This window comes from Fervidobacterium sp. (genome assembly GCF_059913585.1).
Window position 1 is genome coordinate 15471 of record NZ_DBOLZL010000009.1, and the last position, 19573, is coordinate 35043.

Annotated in this window: 19 protein-coding genes; 18 read left to right on the forward strand and 1 reads right to left on the reverse strand. The window is 39.8% G+C overall.

Translation table 11 applies throughout. From position 1 onward, the window contains the following. Window positions 1–5: 5 nt before the first annotated feature. From AC3M61_RS01835 to AC3M61_RS01920, 18 genes are all read left to right on the forward strand, one after another. Window positions 6–1799 (forward strand): TIGR03960 family B12-binding radical SAM protein, encoded by a 1794-nt coding sequence (locus tag AC3M61_RS01835; protein WP_500779243.1) that lies wholly within the window; start codon window positions 6–8, stop codon window positions 1797–1799. Window positions 1800–1803: 4 nt separating this feature from the next. Further along, entirely contained in the window at window positions 1804–3120 is a 1317-nt protein-coding gene (locus AC3M61_RS01840; protein ID WP_500779244.1) for a nicotinate phosphoribosyltransferase, read from the forward strand. An 82-nt stretch (window positions 3121–3202) separates the two neighbouring features. Continuing rightward, window positions 3203–4495 carry a glycine cleavage system aminomethyltransferase GcvT gene (gene gcvT / locus AC3M61_RS01845; protein WP_500779245.1) on the forward strand — a complete coding sequence of 431 codons (1293 nt, stop codon included), beginning with the start codon at window positions 3203–3205 and terminating at the stop codon, window positions 4493–4495. A gap of 42 nt (window positions 4496–4537) precedes the next feature. After that, window positions 4538–5863 (forward strand): aminomethyl-transferring glycine dehydrogenase subunit GcvPA, encoded by a 1326-nt coding sequence (gene gcvPA, locus AC3M61_RS01850; protein ID WP_500779246.1) that lies wholly within the window; start codon window positions 4538–4540, stop codon window positions 5861–5863. Next, window positions 5860–7293 (forward strand): aminomethyl-transferring glycine dehydrogenase subunit GcvPB, encoded by a 1434-nt coding sequence (gene gcvPB / locus AC3M61_RS01855; protein WP_500779247.1) that lies wholly within the window; start codon window positions 5860–5862, stop codon window positions 7291–7293. Before gcvPA ends, gcvPB begins: the two co-directional genes overlap by 4 nt. A 56-nt stretch (window positions 7294–7349) precedes the next feature. After that, window positions 7350–8480 (forward strand): aspartate aminotransferase, encoded by a 1131-nt coding sequence (aspC, locus tag AC3M61_RS01860; protein WP_500779248.1) that lies wholly within the window; start codon window positions 7350–7352, stop codon window positions 8478–8480. Between the two features lie 201 nt (window positions 8481–8681). Beyond that, window positions 8682–8837, forward strand: a complete 156-nt coding sequence (locus AC3M61_RS01865) for a hypothetical protein (RefSeq protein WP_500779249.1) — start codon at window positions 8682–8684, stop codon at window positions 8835–8837. After that, window positions 8812–9540 (forward strand): ATP-binding cassette domain-containing protein, encoded by a 729-nt coding sequence (locus AC3M61_RS01870; RefSeq protein ID WP_500779250.1) that lies wholly within the window; start codon window positions 8812–8814, stop codon window positions 9538–9540. The genes AC3M61_RS01865 and AC3M61_RS01870 overlap by 26 nt, the downstream gene beginning before the upstream one ends. Before the next feature lie 3 nt (window positions 9541–9543). Beyond that, window positions 9544–10497: a 1-phosphofructokinase family hexose kinase gene (locus tag AC3M61_RS01875; protein ID WP_500779251.1), complete on the forward strand. Its 954-nt coding sequence runs from the start codon at window positions 9544–9546 to the stop codon at window positions 10495–10497. 1 nt (window position 10498) lies between these two features. After that, window positions 10499–10969, forward strand: a complete 471-nt coding sequence (locus AC3M61_RS01880; RefSeq protein WP_500779252.1) for a CBS domain-containing protein — start codon at window positions 10499–10501, stop codon at window positions 10967–10969. Window positions 10970–11000: 31 nt separating this feature from the next. Beyond that, window positions 11001–12302, forward strand: coding sequence for a tRNA (N(6)-L-threonylcarbamoyladenosine(37)-C(2))-methylthiotransferase MtaB (gene mtaB, locus AC3M61_RS01885; RefSeq protein WP_500779291.1), 1302 nt, complete (start codon window positions 11001–11003; stop codon window positions 12300–12302). Further along, window positions 12274–13023 carry an aminotransferase class IV gene (locus AC3M61_RS01890; protein ID WP_500779253.1) on the forward strand — a complete coding sequence of 250 codons (750 nt, stop codon included), beginning with the start codon at window positions 12274–12276 and terminating at the stop codon, window positions 13021–13023. The genes mtaB and AC3M61_RS01890 overlap by 29 nt, the downstream gene beginning before the upstream one ends. Beyond that, window positions 13011–13301 (forward strand): DciA family protein, encoded by a 291-nt coding sequence (locus tag AC3M61_RS01895; protein ID WP_500779254.1) that lies wholly within the window; start codon window positions 13011–13013, stop codon window positions 13299–13301. The genes AC3M61_RS01890 and AC3M61_RS01895 overlap by 13 nt, the downstream gene beginning before the upstream one ends. A gap of 57 nt (window positions 13302–13358) precedes the next feature. Further along, window positions 13359–15257 (forward strand): DNA topoisomerase (ATP-hydrolyzing) subunit B, encoded by a 1899-nt coding sequence (gene gyrB, locus AC3M61_RS01900; protein ID WP_500779292.1) that lies wholly within the window; start codon window positions 13359–13361, stop codon window positions 15255–15257. Between the two features lie 122 nt (window positions 15258–15379). Beyond that, window positions 15380–16336: a flagellar basal body P-ring formation chaperone FlgA gene (flgA, locus tag AC3M61_RS01905; protein WP_500779255.1), complete on the forward strand. Its 957-nt coding sequence runs from the start codon at window positions 15380–15382 to the stop codon at window positions 16334–16336. A gap of 2 nt (window positions 16337–16338) precedes the next feature. Beyond that, window positions 16339–16971, forward strand: coding sequence for a flagellar basal body L-ring protein FlgH (locus AC3M61_RS01910; protein WP_500779256.1), 633 nt, complete (start codon window positions 16339–16341; stop codon window positions 16969–16971). A 57-nt stretch (window positions 16972–17028) separates the two neighbouring features. Beyond that, window positions 17029–18024, forward strand: a complete 996-nt coding sequence (locus AC3M61_RS01915; protein WP_500779293.1) for a flagellar basal body P-ring protein FlgI — start codon at window positions 17029–17031, stop codon at window positions 18022–18024. Between the two features lie 21 nt (window positions 18025–18045). Beyond that, window positions 18046–18498: a rod-binding protein gene (locus tag AC3M61_RS01920; RefSeq protein WP_500779257.1), complete on the forward strand. Its 453-nt coding sequence runs from the start codon at window positions 18046–18048 to the stop codon at window positions 18496–18498. Here the strand turns inward: AC3M61_RS01920 and AC3M61_RS01925 are convergent. After that, the gene (locus AC3M61_RS01925) at window positions 18457–19569 is read right to left on the reverse strand and encodes a hypothetical protein (RefSeq protein ID WP_500779258.1); all 1113 of its coding nucleotides are present in this window, start codon (window positions 19567–19569) and stop codon (window positions 18457–18459) included. The two genes, AC3M61_RS01920 and AC3M61_RS01925, sit on opposite strands and share 42 nt — an antisense overlap. Window positions 19570–19573: the final 4 nt, after the last annotated feature.

Here is a 19573-nt window from a genome sequence, read left to right on the forward strand (position 1 = left end):
ATACCGTGGTACATTTGAGTAACGAAATTCTTAGATTTCTTTCTGAACATTTAAACACAATCTCCAAGCCTGCACGGTACATTGGTGGAGAATACAACAGCGTAATTAAAGAAGTTAAAAAGGATACTCTTCGTGTCGCTTTAGCTTTTCCGGATGTCTACGAAGTTGGAATGTCACACTATGGGCTTGAGATACTCTATTGGCTTGCGAACGAACTGGATTTTGTTTATGCAGAACGTACATTTCTACCATGGACCGATATGATTGAAAAAATGGAAACGTACAACATCCCACTCTTTACACTTGAAACGAAAACTCCTATCTATGAAATGGACGTGCTCGGAATTTCTCTTGAATACGAATTATCCTATACAAATGTGCTCAAGTTGTTGGAACTTTCGCGTATTCCCATTCGTTGCCACGAGAGAAAGGATAGTGACCCAATAGTTGTCGGTGGAGGACCTGTAGCGTTCAACTGCGAACCAATTGCCGAAGCGTTCGATGCTGTATACTTGGGCGATGGTGAAGTGAATTTTAAAAATTTTCTTAGGGTTGTAAAAGAAACAAAAGGACTCGATAGAGAAACGCGCCTAAAAGAACTTTCAAAGATTGAAGGAATTTACGTTCCTATCTTTTATTCATACACTGGTCGAAAGGTTGTGCCAAAATACGATTTTGTGCCAGCAAAAGTCAAGAGGAACATACTGAAGGACTTGGATAGTGTAAAACATTTTGAGAGAAAAATAGTTCCGCATGTTGAGAGTGTTCATGATAGGGTTGTTGTGGAAATCAGCAGGGGGTGCACTCGTGGATGTAGGTTTTGTCATGCAGGGTATGTCTATAGACCTGTGAGGGAAAGAAGTTTCGATACGGTTGTTGAAATTGCAAAAAAGCTAATAGAAAGTACAGGATATGACGAAGTCTCACTATTATCGCTGTCCGCGTTAGACCACTCTCAGATTAACGAATTAGTTGATGAATTTCTTCCGTATGTAAAAGAGAAGAAAATATCACTCTCCATACCATCGACCCGTGTTGATGCTTTCAATATACAACTGGCTGAGAAAATTTCCACAATTCGGAAAACAGGTCTAACTTTTGCTCCTGAAGCTGGAAGCCAAAGGATGAGAGATGCGATAAACAAGCAAATCTCATATGACGAAATATTAAGAACTGCTCAAGAAGCTAAGAAAGCAGGTTGGAGAAGAATAAAACTGTACTTCATGGTTGGTTTCCCAGGTGAAACTGAAGAAGATATACGGGAAATAGGTGAACTTGTAAAGGCTATCAAGAAAGTTGGTTTCATGGACATAACGGCATCGATAAACTTGCTTATCCCAAAACCACACACGGCGTTTCAGTTTGCAAAACTCCAACCACCAGAATACATGGACATGGTGAAAGGCATATTGAATCCATACAGAAAATTTGGAAAATTGGACATTAACGATGGAAAAAAAAGTTTCGTCGAAGGTATACTCTCTCGTGGTGATAGATTGCTCTTTCCAGTCATTGAAAAGGCATACAAAATTGGTTACTATGATGAATGGGGTGAGTATTTCTCATACGAAAAATGGTCAAAACTTTTTGAAGAAATAGATATATCACGTTACATGGGACCTTACGGATTAGAAGATTTTCCGTGGGACCATCTCGATAGCGGAGTTGATAAAAACTTCCTTTGGAGCGAGTATCAGAAATACTTTTCAGGTGAGACTACCATAGATTGTCGTGAGCGTTGTACATTATGCAGAGTTTGTATCGATTACAAAACAAGCAATGTTCTGAAAGGGAGGTAAGACGATGAGCGAGCAGAAGAATACGAATTTTAAAAGATTACATCCCAAGGTCTTTAAAGTTCCTATTGATAGAATAAGGATGGGATATTATTCGGACAAATACTTCACTAGATACGTTGAAGTTTTAAAGAAGGACAACAGACACCCAAGAGTGTATTACCAATTCTTTCCACGTGACAACGCAATAGTTTGCGGAGTTGATGAAGCGTTGGCTATCCTTAGGTATTGCACAGGGTATTACAAAGATGAAGGAAAGGCAAAAGAACTCTACAACGAAATTCTCAGCCTTGACAAAGCGATGCAAAGCTTATCTGTTGAAGGAAATGTGGAAGAGATTGTAGAACTTACAAGGAAGAAATGGGACATTAGGTTGAAATTGAACGACCTTTGGGTTGATAAGTGGGATGAGATAGAAGTGAGAGCAGTCTACGATGGTGAATTTGTTCCTGAAGGTGAGCCACTGATGACTATCGAAGGTGACCCTGTCTACTTTGGTTACCTTGAAACCGTCTTACTTGGAGTCATAGCCCGCGCAACGAGCACAGCGACTGCTGTTAGGAAAGTTGTTGAAGCGGCAAACGGAAAACCTATACTTTTCTTCAGTGCTCGTTTTGACCATTACTGGGTCCAAGCAACGGATGGATACGCTGCGCTTAAAGCAGGTGCGTTCGGGGTATCGACCGATGCGAACGCGGATTACTGGGGAGTTGAATCCATGGGAACTATACCACACGCATTAATCGCAGCATACGATGGTAGCACTGAAGACGCAGCTATTGCATTTGACAAATACATGCCGGAAAATGTGAACAGGATAGTCCTTGTAGACTGGGACAACGATGTTATCGGGACAACGTTCAGAGTTGTTAAAAAGCATTACGAACACGTGATGGGGAAACCTTTCATCCTTGGAGAGACGGATCCATCGCCAATAATAGGACCTGGCAAAAACAAAATCTGGGGAGTTAGATTCGACACTTCGGGAAATCTAAGAGATAAATCAGTTACTCCAATCGGTCCTCAATCGTTTGGTGTGTGTCCTGAACTTGTTTGGAAGGCAAGAAATGAATTTGACAAGGTCGGATTAAAGGATTTAAAGATAGTTGTCTCAGGTGGGTTTGACGAGGAAAAGATAAAACTCTTTGAATCATTAGGGGTTCCTGTAGATGTCTACGGTGTTGGCTCGAAACTTTTGAAGAAGAAAATAGATATCACTGCAGACATTGTGGAAGTTAACGGAAGACCGTGTGCGAAGGTGGGACGATACAAAAAAGACGCTTCACACTTAAAAATCGTTCCTAAACGTTACTGGGAAGAATAAGGGTGTTTTGAAAAACTTAGAGTTGCAAACTAAAATAGATTTTGAGGAGAAGATTAACTCTTTTCTGGAGATGGTGTCAGTCATGTGGAAGATAATCAAAAGTACAATAGGCGAAATAGAAGCAAAACTTGTTGAGAAGTTTTTAGAGGCATATGGTATCCCGGTGATTATTCAAAAGACGGACGTGTTTGTTCATCCGATTTTTGGAAGTAGTGCTCAATGCGAGGTATTAGTGCCTGAGGAGTATTACGATGAAGCCTGTAATTTACTTCAAAAGGAGGGAACTAAGGTGAAATACACACCGTTGTATGAAGACCACGTAAAGTTAGGAGCAAAGATGGTAGAATTTGCAGGCTATTACATGCCATTGCAATACGAGGGAATTGTTGCTGAGGTAAACATGGTAAGAAAAGAAGTTGGAATGTTTGATGTTTCTCACATGGGAGAATTTTTGTGTGAAGGACCAGATGCTATAAACTTTGCAAATTATGTAGTAACTAACGATTTTGGTTCGATTGGATTTGGAGACGTCATCTATACAGCAATGTGTAATGAAGAGGGTGGATTCGTAGATGATTTACTTGTGTACAAAATTGCACCTGATAAGGTTATGTTCGTAGTGAACGCAGCGAATATAACGAAAGATTTCAATCACTTATCGAACCTGGCACAGAAATTCAACGTTACCCTTAAAGATATATCGGACGAGACAGGTCTGATTGCCGTTCAAGGTCCAAAAGCCCAAGAACAACTCCAACCACATACAAATCTTAATCTCGAAGATATAGGATTTTATTCCTTCGCAGAAGGTGAAATATTTGGAGTGAAAGGTATTATTTCACGAACTGGTTACACAGGCGAAGATGGTTTTGAGCTCTACCTACCTGCCAACGAGACACCCTTTGTTTGGCGCAAATTACTTGAGACTGGTATAAAACCAGCTGGGTTGGGTGCAAGAGATGTTCTTAGACTTGAAGCAGGGCTTTTGTTGTATGGAAACGATATGGATGAAACAGTAACACCACTCGAGGCGGGAATTTCCTGGGCAGTAAAGTTTGAAAAAGGTGATTTCCACGGCAAGGAAGCGTTACTCAAACAAAAAGAGGAAGGACTAAAAAGAAGACTCAGAGGGTTGACGTTCGAATCAAAGCTTGTCCCAAGACATGGCATGGAAGTTTACAAAGATGGGCAAAAAGTAGGTTACATAACAAGCGGAACGTTCTCCCCAACGTTGAACAAGCCAATAGCCTTTGCTCTTGTAGATGCGAATATCAAACTTGGAGATATTGTTCAGGTGTTAATAAGAGACAAATATGTAGACGGAACGGTTGTTAAAACTCCATTCTATCGTGGTAGTGTAAGGTCACGAAAGTAAACAATTTGAAATCGAGCAGGAAGTTAGAAGGGAGTGAGTTACGTGCACAGGTACATACCGCACACTGAGGAAGAAATCAAACAAATGCTCCAAGAAATAGGTGTTAACAGTATCGATGATTTGTTCGTCGATGTGCCCAAAACAATAGATGGTTACAACATACCCGAAGGTAGGGATGAATTTACAGTAAGGAAAATAGTCGAAAGCTTGGCTAAAGAGAATGTATCGTTTGACCCTGAGAACGTCTTCTTAGGCGCAGGTGTGTATTACCACTACATTCCTACGGTCGTTAAACACTTGGCTTCAAATCCTAACTTCGTTACCGCTTACACTCCTTACCAGGCAGAAGTCTCTCAAGGCACCCTCCAAATGTTATTTGAATACCAAACCATGATGTGTGAATTAACAGGCATGGAAGTGGCGAACTCCTCCATGTACGATGGTGCGAGTGCCTTTGCAGAAAGCTTGTTGATGGCAACAAGAATAACTGGAAAAACCAAAATGCTTGTTGCACAGTCAATAAACCCCGAATACAGAACGGTTGCCAAGACTTACACCAAACCTCAGGGGATTGAAATTTTGGAAATTAAATACGATGAGACTGGAAAAGTAGATATTAACAACTTGAAGAATTTGCTTTCCGAGGACGTTGCAGCGGTAGCAGTTGCGTATCCAAATTTCTTTGGAGTTATTGAAGACTTAAAAACTATCAGGGAGCTTGTGCCTCAGAATGTTGTGTTCATAGTTGTGGCGGAACCGGTATCCTTAGCGTTGCTGGAAGCACCAGGGAAGTTTGGAGCTGATATCGTTGTTGGTGAAGGGCAAGCGCTTGGTGTTACTCCAAACCTTGGAGGACCAGGCATAGGCTTTTTCACAACACTTGAAAAACACGTAAGGAAGATGCCTGGAAGGCTTATTGGAGAAACAAAAGATATAGAGGGTAAGAAAGGTTATGTAATGATACTTCAAACAAGAGAACAGCATATCAGAAGAGAAAAAGCCACATCTAACATCTGCTCCAACCAGGCATATATAGCTTTAATTAACGCAATTTATCTTTCCACGATGGGACCACAAGGGCTAAAGGAAGTTGCTTGGAGGTCTTACAACAACGCGCACGTTCTTGCCAAGATGCTCGAAGAAAAAGGATTCCAGAGGATTTTCAAAGGTGAATTCTTCAACGAATTTGTGATTAAGGTACCAGAGAATTATAGGGAAAAGTGGCATGCTATGGTTAAGGAAGGTATACTCGGTCCGATACCAATAGACAGGGTATACAAATCACTTGGACCGAGCGCGCTTGTGTGTGCAACGGAAGTTAACACCAGGACATCCATGATGAAACTTGTTGAGGTGATGTCAAAATGACAATATTTGAAAAATCCGTTCCAGGGAGAAAAGGTTACGAATTACCTGTTTACGATATCGAAGAAGTTAAATGTGAAATCCCAGAACACTTACTGAGGAAAAAACCTCCAATGCTTCCTGAAGTATCCGAAGTGGATGTTGTAAGGCACTACACAGACCTTGCACTTAAGAATTATTCTGTTGATAGAGGTTTCTATCCTCTTGGTTCTTGTACAATGAAGTACAATCCAAAGATAAACGAAGACATGGCAGCACTCTTTACAAACCTCCATCCGTTCCAACCAAGGGAAACAATTACCGGTGCGATAAAGCTCATGGGACATCTAAAGGAACTGCTTTGTGAGATAACAGGAACCGATGATATGACACTCCAACCAGCAGCAGGTGCACATGGAGAACTGACAGGGCTTTTGGTTGCGAGGGCTTATTTTGAAGATAAAGGCGAGCTTGAAAAGAGAAGAAAAGTGCTTGTTCCAGATAGTGCGCACGGAACGAATCCTGCATCTGCTGCAATGGCAGGATTCGAGGTTATTGAATTAAAATCTGGCGAAGATGGATGTGTAAACCTCGATGAGTTGAAAGCACACTTGGACGACAGCGTTGCTGTAATAATGCTTACAAACCCGAATACATTGGGTCTTTTTGAAAAAGACATACTTGAAATAGCAAGGATGGCACACGAAGCTGGTGCACTACTTTACTACGATGGAGCAAACCTGAATGCAATTATGGGTAGAACCCGCCCTGGAGATATGGGATTCGATATTGTTCATCTAAATCTCCACAAAACGTTCAGCACACCACATGGCATGGGTGGACCTGGAAGTGGTCCAATAGGTGTTAAAAAACATTTAGCACCTTACTTACCCGTGCCCGTTGTGAGAAAGACGGAAAATGGATATGATTTGGACTACAATTTACCAAAATCCATAGGTATGGTGCGTAGCTTCTACGGTAATTTCTTAGTAATGGTTAAAGCATACACGTATATCCTTACGATGGGAAACAAAGGACTAAAACACGTAAGTGAAATGGCTGTTCTAAACGCAAATTATTTAAGGAAGAAGCTTTCAAGGCTTTACAAAGTTGCATACGATGGAATTTGCATGCACGAATTTGTAATCGACAACGAGGAATTCGCAAGGAAAACAGGTGTGAAGACATTAGATATTGCAAAGAGAATACTTGATTACGGAATGCACGCGCCTACTATTTACTTCCCACTTATCGTTCACGAAGCGATGATGATAGAACCAACGGAAACCGAAAGCAAAATGACTCTTGACAGGTTTGTGGAAATCATGGAAAAAATTTACGAAGAAGCTCACAGCAATCCAGAACTTGTTAAAAAGGCTCCATACACAACCCCTGTTAAAAGGTTAGATGATGTCTCGGCAACGAAATTCCCAATATTCAGATACAAAAAGTAAGAGAGTAAGTCAAACATCAAAACACACAAAACGTGCAAATTAGGTGGTGTTATTAAATGCATCCTACAGAATGTATAGCACCGTCAAAAACACTGGAGATTGATGCACTAGCAAAAAAACTCTTATCCGAAGGCAAAGACGTAATTAACTTTACCGTTGGAGAGCCAGATTTTCCAACACCGAAAAATATAGTTGATAAAGCTATTGAAGCTTTGCAAAAAGGGTTCACAAAGTACACAGACAGTAACGGTATACCTCAGCTACGCGAAGCAATATCGAAATACTTGAAAGAAAAGAAGGGTGTATCATACTCTCCCGATGAAATTGTTGTTAGCAACGGAGGCAAGCAGGCACTCTTCAACGCTTTTTCTGCAATACTTGAAGAGAACGATGAAGTTTTGATGTTCGCTCCATTATGGGTTAGCTACGTTCCGCAAGTGTTGATAGCAAGAGGTAAACCAGTGATTGTTAGAACGAGATTCGAAAACGGTTTTATCCCTACAAAGGAGGAAATTATCTCACACGTAACGGGGAGGACCAAAGCCATACTCGTGAATTCACCAAACAATCCAACGGGTGGCATTTATGATAAGGAAACGCTCGAACTCATTGCAACGATAGCGAATGAGAGAAATATATTTGTTATTAGTGATGAAGTATACGATGACCTTGTTTACGAAGGAAAACACATTTCTATGTATGGGCTTGTAAAGGATGAACTACTTATATACGTCAACGCATTCAGTAAATCCCACGCGATGACAGGTTGGCGTGTAGGTTACACGGCAACTAAGAACAAAGAGATAAAAAAGAGGATTTCCAAAATCCAGGGTCATGTTAGTTCGAATATAAATACCCCAGCTCAATACGCGGCAATAGAGGCATGTAACACGGATAATGCCCCCATGATTGAAGAATTCAAAAAGCGAAGAGCGGTTGTATTGAAATTTGCAAAAGACTACGGATTAGAATTTGTTGAGCCAAAAGGTGCGTTTTACCTTTTCTTCAAAGTTGATGGTAGCGATGAAGAATTTTGTAAGCGGCTACTTTCAGAAAAATTAGTTGCAACAGTTCCAGGTAGTGCGTTTGAAATGCCAGGTTTTGTGAGAATCAGTTTTGCTACATCAGTTGAAAAGATAGAAGAGGGCATGAGGAGATTGGGAGAGTTTATTAAACAGCAAGCATAAAACAACACGAATGGGCAAAAAGCAAAACGTAACGAAAAAAGACAGTATTAAAATGGGCTACAGTTTGCGTAGCCCATTTTTTACTTTTTGTTCACCTTTCTTAACCTGAGCCTAAGAATGTTAATCTGTCGGTCGGTGCAAGAACCTGGGTTTTATGGTATAATACAAAAAAAGAAGAACTAATCAAAAGGAGCTGGTAAAGTGCAAAAGGTCGTCAAGTTGAAGAAAGAAAAAACCCTTTCTCAATACGAACTGATAAAGCTTGCCAACTTGGGTGATGAAAAAGCAAAATCAGAACTGGAGGAAAGATTAAAGGACACGGTGAAGAAGGATGAGAAAAAGAAAGACTCAAAGTAAGATAACAAATGTAACCTGTGAAAAATTTGGTGCGAAAGTAGAAGACAGTGTGCTATTTGAAAATGTGAATGTATCTCTCAATGTCGGTCAACTTGCAGTTTTGTATGGTCCCAGGGGTTCCGGTAAGTCCGCGTTCCTCAGGAGCTTTGCCCTGCTGAACCAAGAAGTTTACCCAAATATAGAATACGCAGGGAACGTATATTTTGATGACCGAAGCATCTTTCAAATGGATGAAAAAGAAGTTAGGCAGATAGTTACTTACTTGGATACAAACTTTCTCGAATCGCTTGATTATCTCAACTTCAAAGAACTCATTAGACTAGTTTTTGGTTCGAGTTATAAATTCAAAATAGAAGACCACGCTAGAGAGCTTGATAATTTTGGAGTGTTAAAGGCTCTTTATAAATTCGAAAAAACACCAATTTCTTCTTTGTATGTGCTGGAAAAAATTGGACTGCTTCTTTTTGTTTCCTCTCTTAGACAATCTTCAATACTTATACTCGATTGTTTGCTCGACCATCTTGATGACGAGCATGTAGAATCAGTTACAAGAATGCTTAAAGGACTTTCCGAATACAAGCTTATAATATTGGCGACAAGAACACTGAAAAGATTTATAGGTTTAGGTGATGTGCTCATTGTGATGAAAAGCGGACAGGTAAAGTTCTACGGGGATCCCAAAGAGTATGTATTGGGGGTATGAATTATGGAAGTTTTGGCTGTATGTCTTAATCCAGCTTTGGATCGTGAATTTGTTATTGACAATTTTAAAATTGACAAATTGAATATTGTTCCGAATGAAAAAAATACAATGAGCCCTGGTGGAAAGGGAGTTAATGTTGCTGTTATCTTGTCTCATTACGGTGTTAGTTCTATTGCAACAGGTTTTCTCGGTGGCTATGTTGGTAATGTATTACTTTCTGAGTTACGGAAGAAAAGTACGCTTATAACCACAAGTTTTTTGAGGATAAACGACGAAACTCGTGAGAATATAGCTATCGAGGATACAGTAAACCATACACTAACAGAGATAAACTCGGAAGGTCCGACTGTAAGTGAGGAAGACGTTAGAAAGTTTATAAAAAGATACGAAGTGCTGGTGCAGAAGGTAAAGGTAGTTGTGATTTCAGGGAGCATTCCAAGAGGTGTGCCAAACAGTATCTACGGCGAGCTGACGAAGATAGCAAAGAAATACAATAAATTTGTTTTTTGGGAAGCGCGCGATGAGATTATAGCCGATTCCATAAAAATTGCATTTCCAGACGTTCTGAAATACGACATGCGAAGAAGTGAAAAAGTGCTTGGAAATATTTTGAGCACCGAGCAGGAGTATGTAAGGGCAGCGAAAGACTTTGTTAAACAAGGAGCAAGACTGGTTATATTGTCATACAAAACGATATACGATTTTGTTGCAAACGAAGACGGTGTTTGGAAGTTCTCACCAAAAATTCAGATAGACCACTCATACCTACTTGGTAGCGGAGACACGTTTGTTGCTGCAATGGTGTATGCGCGTCTTCAAAACAAGTGTTGTCTTGATATGGCAAGGTATGGTTACGCGGCGGCCGTTGCAAAGACGAGTTATTTGGGTAAAGAACCTCCATCAGTAGGTCAAATTGAAGAATTCCTAGCCCATATCACAACTGAGAGGGTGGAATAACATGCAGAATCTCAAGGTTAAGGATTTCATGACCTACGATTTAACTTTCGTTTTCGAAAATGACACCGTTGAAGAGGTTATAGAAATACTTAACAAAACTGGACTATCAGGTGTTTGCGTTGTAGACACAGATTTGAAAGTTGTCGGATTTGTAAGCGAAGATGATATAATCAAGGCGTGTTTGCCAAGCTATTTTAATTTACTTCAAACAGCAGCGTTTTTGCCAGATACGAACTTATTCATAAAAAATTTGAAGAAGGTAGCCAAGGAGCCCATTGGTAAATACGCAACAAAGCCTGTATTCACCGTCAAACCTGGCGATACGTTGCTTTATGTGTCAGATATGATAATGAGGAAAGGCTATAAGATGATTCCTGTTGTTGATGCGAACAACGTACTGCTTGGTTATGTTACAAGAGTTGCAATTTTGCAGAGAGCTATTAATGCTGAGATACCCGAGGAAGTTAGGTAAAAACATTTGATTGGACAGGAGTGGTGAAACGCTGATGAGAGTTTCGGTAATTACTCATGGTTGCAAGATTAATCAATACGAAAGTGAATTAATGATAGAAATGCTTGAAAACGCGGGTTATGTGGTACTTTATGGCGAAGACAGGGGAGCAGAGGTTTATATACTCAACAGTTGCGCTGTCACAAGCGAAGCAGAGAGAAAAGTTAGACAAACAGTAAGGCATTTAAGAAAGCTCAATCCAGATGCTAAAATAATACTCACAGGTTGCTATGTTCAAGTTCCCAGAACAGTTGAAGAATACAAAAATCTGGGTGTAGACTTAGTGTTAGGAAACCTTGAAAAAAAGCGTATACTGAGCTTTATAAACGAAGTAGGCGGTTATTTCAACTCACGTTACTGGGAAGAGGATGATATATCGTTTGAAATTGTTGAAAACTCGGTAACTGAGCGTTCCCGAGCTTTTGTGAAAGTTGAAGATGGTTGTAACAATGGATGTACATACTGCGTTATACGTTCTCTGAGAGGCACGAAGATTAGAAGCAAACCGTTGGAAGTTGTCGTCAAAGAGATAGAAAAGCTTGTTAGCAAAAAACACAGAGAAATAGTGATAACAGGTTTAAACTTAGGAAAATATGGTGCAGATTTAGGTTTAAATCTTGCACAATTACTCAGAACGATTGCAAAGCTTGAAGGGGATTTCAGAATTAGGTTGAGCTCGATAAATCCTGAGGATTTGACAGATGAGTTGATAGAAGTTATTGCTCAAGAAGAGAGAATTTGTAATCATTTGCATATCCCTGCTCAAAGTGGAAGCACAAGTGTGTTGCGAAGGATGGGTAGAAACTATACGGCGGATGATTTCATCTCTCGAGTTCTCAAACTCAGAGAATTTGACCCATTGTTCTCTATCACAACCGATATAATGGTTGGTTTTCCTGGAGAAACAGAAGAGGAATTCAAAGAAACTTTAGATTTTGTTAAAACTGTAGAGTTCAGCAAAGTCCATACCTTTAGGTATTCGCAAAGACCTAATACACCTGCTGCACGTTTTGAAAACCAAATTCCAGGAAATATCAAGAAAGAGCGTGCAGAGATTCTTATCAAGCACGCAGATAATGTTGCATACGAGTATAGAAAGAAGCTTGTAGGTAAGACGACCATCGTATTGGTCGAAGGTGTCCAGAATGGAATTGCTTATGGATATGATGAATACTACTTACTCCACGAAAGTAACTGTGGTGTTACAGGAGAATTCTCAAAAGTAAAGATATGTTCTGTTACAAACGAAGGCGTGGTGTCGAAGGTTGTTCAAAAGCACGCATCAAACGAGTGAAATTCTTGAAGCATTAACAAGGGGAATAGCTGTTTACGAAACTCTTAGGAGTTACAATGGAAAACCATTTGCGATTAGTGAACACTACCGTAGACTCTGTAAATCATTGGGATACTTAAGGATAGAACCTCCTACTTATAAGGAGTTTGAAAAGCTAATATACGACAATCTTTCAGAAAGAATAAGAGTAGTATACGTATACGACGGTAGATTGATTAGTTACGTTCTTCAGGAATCTACCGAAGATTTTGAAATTGATTACGTTAAGATAGATTTCACAACCGTCCGACGAGCGGATGCAAATAGCATTCCTCCAGATTTGAAATCTATAGGAAGACCAGATATATACCTTGCAAGACTTACAAAAGGTGATAATTACGATGTGCTTTTACTTGGTAGTAAAGGACAACTTTGTGAAGGGACATTTAGTAACGTGTTTTTAGTGAAGAACAATAAGATTGTAACCCCATCATTAGATTCTGGTATTTTGGACGGAATTACACGTATGTATGTGTTAAAATTTTTAAAAGAAAAAGGATACAGTGTCGAAGAAAGATACGTCGAACCATATGAAATATTCTACGCTGACGAAGTCTTCTTAACACACACAAGCAGAGGTATTGTTCCAGTTCATCAGATTGGCACATTAAAAACTCTTAGTACAAGCCTTTCTGAAAATCTAGCCAAAGAATTTGAGGAGTATGTAAAATGCTTACTCTAAAAAGAGTATTTGAAGATTTAGCAAAGAGCAACGAATTCTTTAGAAAGTTGCTTATCATGTCTTTATTGGAGGATGGAACTACGCAGATACTCGGCAGTGCAATTTCAAAGCACTGCGCTTTCAAAAACTTCGATTCAGGGGTAGTAACGGTTGTGTGTGACGATATAATGTGGGTTAATGAACTAAGGAAGATGAAACGTCAGGTCAAAAAAAGGATAGAACAGCACTTAGGGCTGGCAATTTCAGATTTGAAGATTGAAGTTGAACGTAGGGGTTAAGAAGAGTTTTTTAAATTGGAGGTGGCAATTGTGGATAACGTTGTGAACAAAGAAGAAATGACAAATCAATACACTGCACAAAACATAAAGGTTTTGAAAGGTCTTGAGCCTGTTCGCGAAAGACCCGGTATGTACATCGGGTCTACGGGGAAGACAGGTTTGCACCATCTTGTGTACGAAATTGTTGATAACAGTATAGATGAAGCCATCCAAGGTTACTGTGACAAAATTAAAGTGACTATAAAGGCCGATGGTTCTGTTGAAGTTGAAGACAACGGGCGAGGAATACCTGTTGATATACATCCTGAAACAGGAACCAGTGCACTGGAAGTCGTAATGACCACTCTTCATGCTGGAGGTAAATTCTCAAAAGAGAGCTACAAAGTTAGCGGAGGTTTACATGGTGTTGGTGCTTCCGTTGTGAACGCACTTTCAGAATGGATGGAAGTTGAAGTTCACAGAGATGGTAAAATCTACCGCCAACGCTACGCACGAGGTCAAAAAGTAACAGAAGTAGAGGTTATTGGTGAAACTACGAAACGTGGAACGATAGTTCGATTCAAACCGGATAAAACTATATTCACAACCGTTGAATTCGATTCAGACACGATACTCACACGACTTAGAGACTTGGCATTTTTAAATCCAAATGTCACTATTGAATTTATTGACGAGAGAAACAATATCCAGAGAACCCTTCATTACTCAGGAGGATTGAAAGAATTTGTATCCTACTTAAACAAAGGAGAAAAAACGCTCCACGAAGTAGTTTACATAGAAGGCAGTGTCCAAGATACTCAGGTCCAAATAGCTTTTCAGTATACCGATGGTGATACTGAGGAGATTATCTCGTTTGTGAATAACATAAAGACCGTCGACGGTGGCACGCATGTGACAGGTTTTAAAACAGCTTTCACAAGAGTTGTTAACGAACTTGGAAAGAAGAAAAATATGATAAAAGGTGAACCGTTCAAAGGTGAAGACCTGCGTGAAGGGATGACGGCAGTCATAGCTGTCTTGATGATGGGAACACCTCAGTTTGAAGGACAGACGAAATCCAAACTTGGTAACGAAGAAGTTCAAGATGCTGTCGCAAAAGTTGTTAGGGACAAGCTAACAGATTACTTTGAAGTTAACGAGTCTGTCTTGAAGGTTATAATCCAAAAGGCACAGCAAACACGTGAGGCAAGAGAGGCTGCAAAACGTGCAAGAGAGGCTGTAAAAAGAAAAAGTAGTCTTGGTGCATCGACATTGCCTGGAAAGCTTGCAGACTGCATAACCAAAAACTTGGAAGAATCAGAACTTTTCATTGTTGAAGGTGACTCAGCAGGTGGAAGTGCTAAGCAGGCAAGAGACAGGAACTTCCAAGCAATCTTGCCATTGAGAGGAAAAATACTTAACGTTGAGAAAAGCAATGCACTAAAACTTCTCAAAAATGAACAAATTAGAGATATAATCACAGCTATTGGAACCGGGACCGGAGATAATTTTGACGAATCAAAGTTGAGATATGGAAAGATAGTAATAATGACCGATGCTGACGTCGATGGTGCACATATTAGAACACTACTTTTGGCACTCTTTTATAGGTACATGAGACCTTTACTTGAAAACGGAAGAATATACGTTGCAATGCCTCCACTTTATAAACTAACAGTCAGTGGAGAAAAGCCTGTCTACCTGTATTCCGATGAAGAACTGAAGGCAAAGCTTGCGAGCATAAACGGAAAACGGTATGAAATACAAAGATACAAAGGTCTTGGAGAAATGAACCCAGAACAACTTTGGGAGACAACTATGAATCCAAAGACCAGAAAGATAATTCGAATAACAATAGAAGATGCGGAAGAAGCGGACAATCTCTTTGAAATTCTTATGGGTAAAGATGCAGAAGAACGCAGAGGATACATTATGAGACATGCAAGACAGCTGAGTTTAGTTGATTTGGATGTGTGATACGCTGCTCTGTGAAACCAGCAGAAGCGCACTCAGTGTGCGCTTTTTTTATTTAAGGATCCTCAAAGTTTATTATGGAATGATAAATAGAGTTTAAGTCAAGTAACTGAGGTGATAAAGTAGTGACTCGTATAAATTTATTAATAGCGATAATATTTTTCTTCTTATTCATCGTATCTAGAAGTTATTCATACTCCGTCTCATTCAAATCCTCTGTTACAACTTCCGGAGGACCTGTGACTATGCTCGAGCTTGTTGAAGCTTCTCAAACCGATGTTCCAAAAGAGGTACTTGAAAAGATAATCGTTGCATATGTGCCTGTTAATAGTTCGCTTTCTTTAAATAAGCGTTATCTTGTCAATTTAATCAAAAAGCGTGTTGGTAACGTTGAAGCTCAAATAGACAACGTTCCAATTGTAATTGAAGCTAAACCACAGGAAAGTGCCCTTCAAAGTGCTACCGGCGAGGTTTTAACTGTCGATAATATAAACAGTATTGTGCTGAGTGAACTTTCAAAACGGTATCCAGAAGGAACGCAGTTCAGGTTGAAAAGTCAAGTTGGACAAATCATAGAGCATGATAATTATTCTATTTCTGTTCAAGTGTCGAATAAGAGTTCTCCATTCGTCAGAATTACGCTGAGGAAAGGTAACCGAACGGTTGGATATGTTTCTCTCATGTATGAAGCGATTCTTTTAAGGAAAGTTGCAGTTGCAGGTAGAAAGATAGAAAGGGGAGAAATAATTGGGGTTAAAGATGTGGTTTATAACGAAAAGAATGTACTGGCATTGAACAAAGTTCCTATTTTTGAAGAAGATTTGCCTTTGCTTGCAGACAAGGTCTTTATAAAGGGTGAAATACTTGATATGAGATATACAAAAGATGTTCCCACTGTTATAAAAGGTCAGATTGTAAAAGCTTACAGTATTGTGGGAGGTGTCACAGTTTCTGTTCTTGCCCAAGCGTTGGAGCACGGCTATGTTGGGAATGTCATATCTGTGAAGAATCTAGATAATGGAAGTATCATAAAAGGAACTGTTCAACAAGATGGAACTGTAATTGTGTTGGAGGTGAAGTAGATATGCAGAAGAAGTTCTGGATATGCATCTCAAATAAAATTTTAATAATATCACTTTTTGCGATATTTTTCTTGGCATCCAGTCTATACGCAACTTCTCTTTACACGTCTTCGACCAATCCCCAGTTTAAAAACCTTATAGGGACATACAAACCTTCCAGGGTTGGAGATTACGTTACAATCGTGGTCTATGAATCGCCAAGGATTTCAACTTCATCGCAAGTCAATTCTTTGACAAATGCGTTTCTAAATGCGATAAATACGGGGACAAAACTTGTGGGGCTTGATTTAAGCAAGTATCTACCAACGAATGGTTCAGCAACGGATAAGCGTGACAACAAAAGTCAGGCAAACGCTGTTTTGGAGCTGACTGCTGTTGTAAAGCAGGTCGATGAACAGGGGAAGTTATTCCTCGAAGGACGTAAACAAATTAAAGTTGGGAATGACCTCAGGGAGATTATCATAACTGGTTGGGTCCATCCTGATGCAATAAAGCCTGGTAATATAGTTAATTCAACAGACCTTATCAATGCACAAATTTGGGAAAATGGCAAAATCGTTTTTCAAGATGATCCACAACAGAGTTCGTGGCTAGGGCTACTCCTTTCTGCAATTGCAAACTTGTTTAGATTTTAGATTCAGTTTATCTGAGACTTGATGGAGGCATGGGGTATGATGAGTATGATGAGTATGGTGAGAAAGACAATATTCATTATGCTTTTCCTAGTTTTAATTTCAACAATTTTGTTCTCAGCAAATGTTAGAATCAAGGATTTTGCTAAGTTTCGTGGTGCTAGGGATAACCAGTTGTTTGGCATAGGGCTTGTTGTGGGTTTGAATGGGACGGGCGATAGTGGGTCACTCAGTTCTTCGCTTTTGGTAAATATGATGAAGAATTTCGGAATAGCAGTCAATCCCAACGACCTGAAGAGTAGAAACGCGGCACTTGTTATGGTTATTGCCGATATACCACCGTTTTACAAGCCGGGGATGAGGCTGGATGTCGTTGTGGCGAGTATAAACGATGCGAAGAGTTTGCGTAACGGTGTTCTTTTACAAACTCCACTTTACGGTGCCGATGGTAATATCTACGCGGTTGCACAAGGACCGATATCTGTCGGTGGAGAGGATGCAAAAGGCTCTGCGAGCTTGCAAAAGCGCTTTACAGTAGTTGGCTATATTCCAAACGGCGCACTTGTTGAAAGGGAAATACCTATGAACATAGTCGATGAAAATACCATAACGATATTGTTAGATAGGCCTGACTTCACAACAGCTGCACGAACAGCCACTGCTATAAATACTACATTCAAAGCAAATATTGCAAAAGCTATCGATGGGGCGAGTGTAAGGGTAACTGTTCCAAATGCTTTCGTTGACGATGTGATAGCGTTTCTGGCATTACTTGAGGAGATTGAAGTTCCTATAGATACTCCAGCACAGGTGGTAATAAACGAACGAACTGGGACCGTGGTGTTTGGTGGCGATGTGAAGATTGCTGATTTTGTGCTTTCGTATGGTAATTTCGTTATTGTTATATCTAACGGGCAAATTGGCGATAAGCAAGCTACGATTGGTAATCTCATAACGGCCTTAAAATCAGTTGGCGCGACACCCCAGGATATTATTGCGATTATTCAAGAGTTGCACAAAGCTGGTGTGATTTACGCACAACTGAGAATTATGTAATTTATTCAAGAGGGGTTGAACATGGCTATAGAATTCAATAAAGTCAACAACGTGAGTAAAATTATCAATTTTGAAAATCAAAAGCCTGAAAGCGGAAAGATTTTGAATCCAAAAAAGCACCCCAGCGTAGATACGAAATCAGAAGAATATCAAAAACAGCTCAGAAAGGTTTCTGAGGAGTTCGCAGCGTGGTATATATACGAGGTTTTCAAGAAGATGTATAACACTGTCCCGAAGAGTGGGCTTATCCAGGAGAGTTTTGGTGAAAGATGGTTCAGAGAGATGCTTTTGCAACAGTATGCGTTAAAGGCGGCGAGGACAGATTTAAAGGAACTGAGCGATATGATTTACAGAAGTCTTGGAGGAAAGGTAATCACGCAAGAAACTAAATCTGAAAACAACGTAGAGAAAAGGTTAGAAGCATTGCAGTTATTAAATTCCCTGATTTCTAACAACCAGGAATCTGGAGAGTGATGGTGGAGCCAGAAGGACATATTCATTTACATTATCGATAAGCACATATTGGCTTCCTATTCGATTCAATACGCTTCTGAGCATGAATGCTTTGGTTTGAAAAGAGAATCGTATTTCTTCACTTTCTCCTTCGATTGGTATCGAACCTCTGTATGCAATTGAACCGTGTTGTGAAACAACGACGATTTCCCCATGCCTTGAGTATATTTCCACATCCGAAAACCTTCCTGCAATCAACGACCTTCTCAACAATCTTTGGAGTAAAGAAGACAAGATTCTGATTTTTGGTTCAAATCTTATGCACAAGTTTCTAAGCATGTGAGGTGTTTCCTCAGGAATATCTGCACACATTGTGAACATATCACCTGAGAAGATAACTACCTTGTTCTTGATTGGGTCGAACGAGAAGTGCACTTGGTTAGTCTCTTCGATTTCAAGAACTTTAATCAAATGCCTTGCGGATACGTATGGTATACGAATTGAAAAACTGCCTATGTTAAGTTCAGAGACCGACTCAGGATTTTCCATATTCCTTTCAACGTCTAAGCGAGAGTAGGCAACAAGTCCGTAGTGCTGCGATATAACCTCGAGAGCGTTTCGAGAAAAATATAGGTCTACATAGCTCCCTTCTTCAAGAAACGACGATGCAAAATCTAACTCGGATAAAAGTTTTCTTTTCGAAAAAACAGCACCTTCCGTATGTTTTGGGACAAAGACTTTCTCTTCTCTATCTTTTTGAAACGGTGCAATCCTAAGTCTCAGCGTTTCATTCTGAGATTTTAAACTAAGCACACCATCTTGGAAATGCAAGCTGATTTTTCCGCTGAGCTCTGATACAAAATGTTTTACAACATCAAGAGGGATTTCAAAAGGAGAGGCTATCTTGGAATAGAATGGGACAACAGGAAAATACCCGTTGAGACAACCGTCGGATGCAATAATATACAACCTCTCATCTTCTGAGAGAAATACCAACTTTCTCATCGATGGTTCTAACGTGCCACAAACTTTGTCTGCTTTCTTGATTATGCTTTTCAATACTTCTGCTTCGACTTCAACGATATAATTCACACTC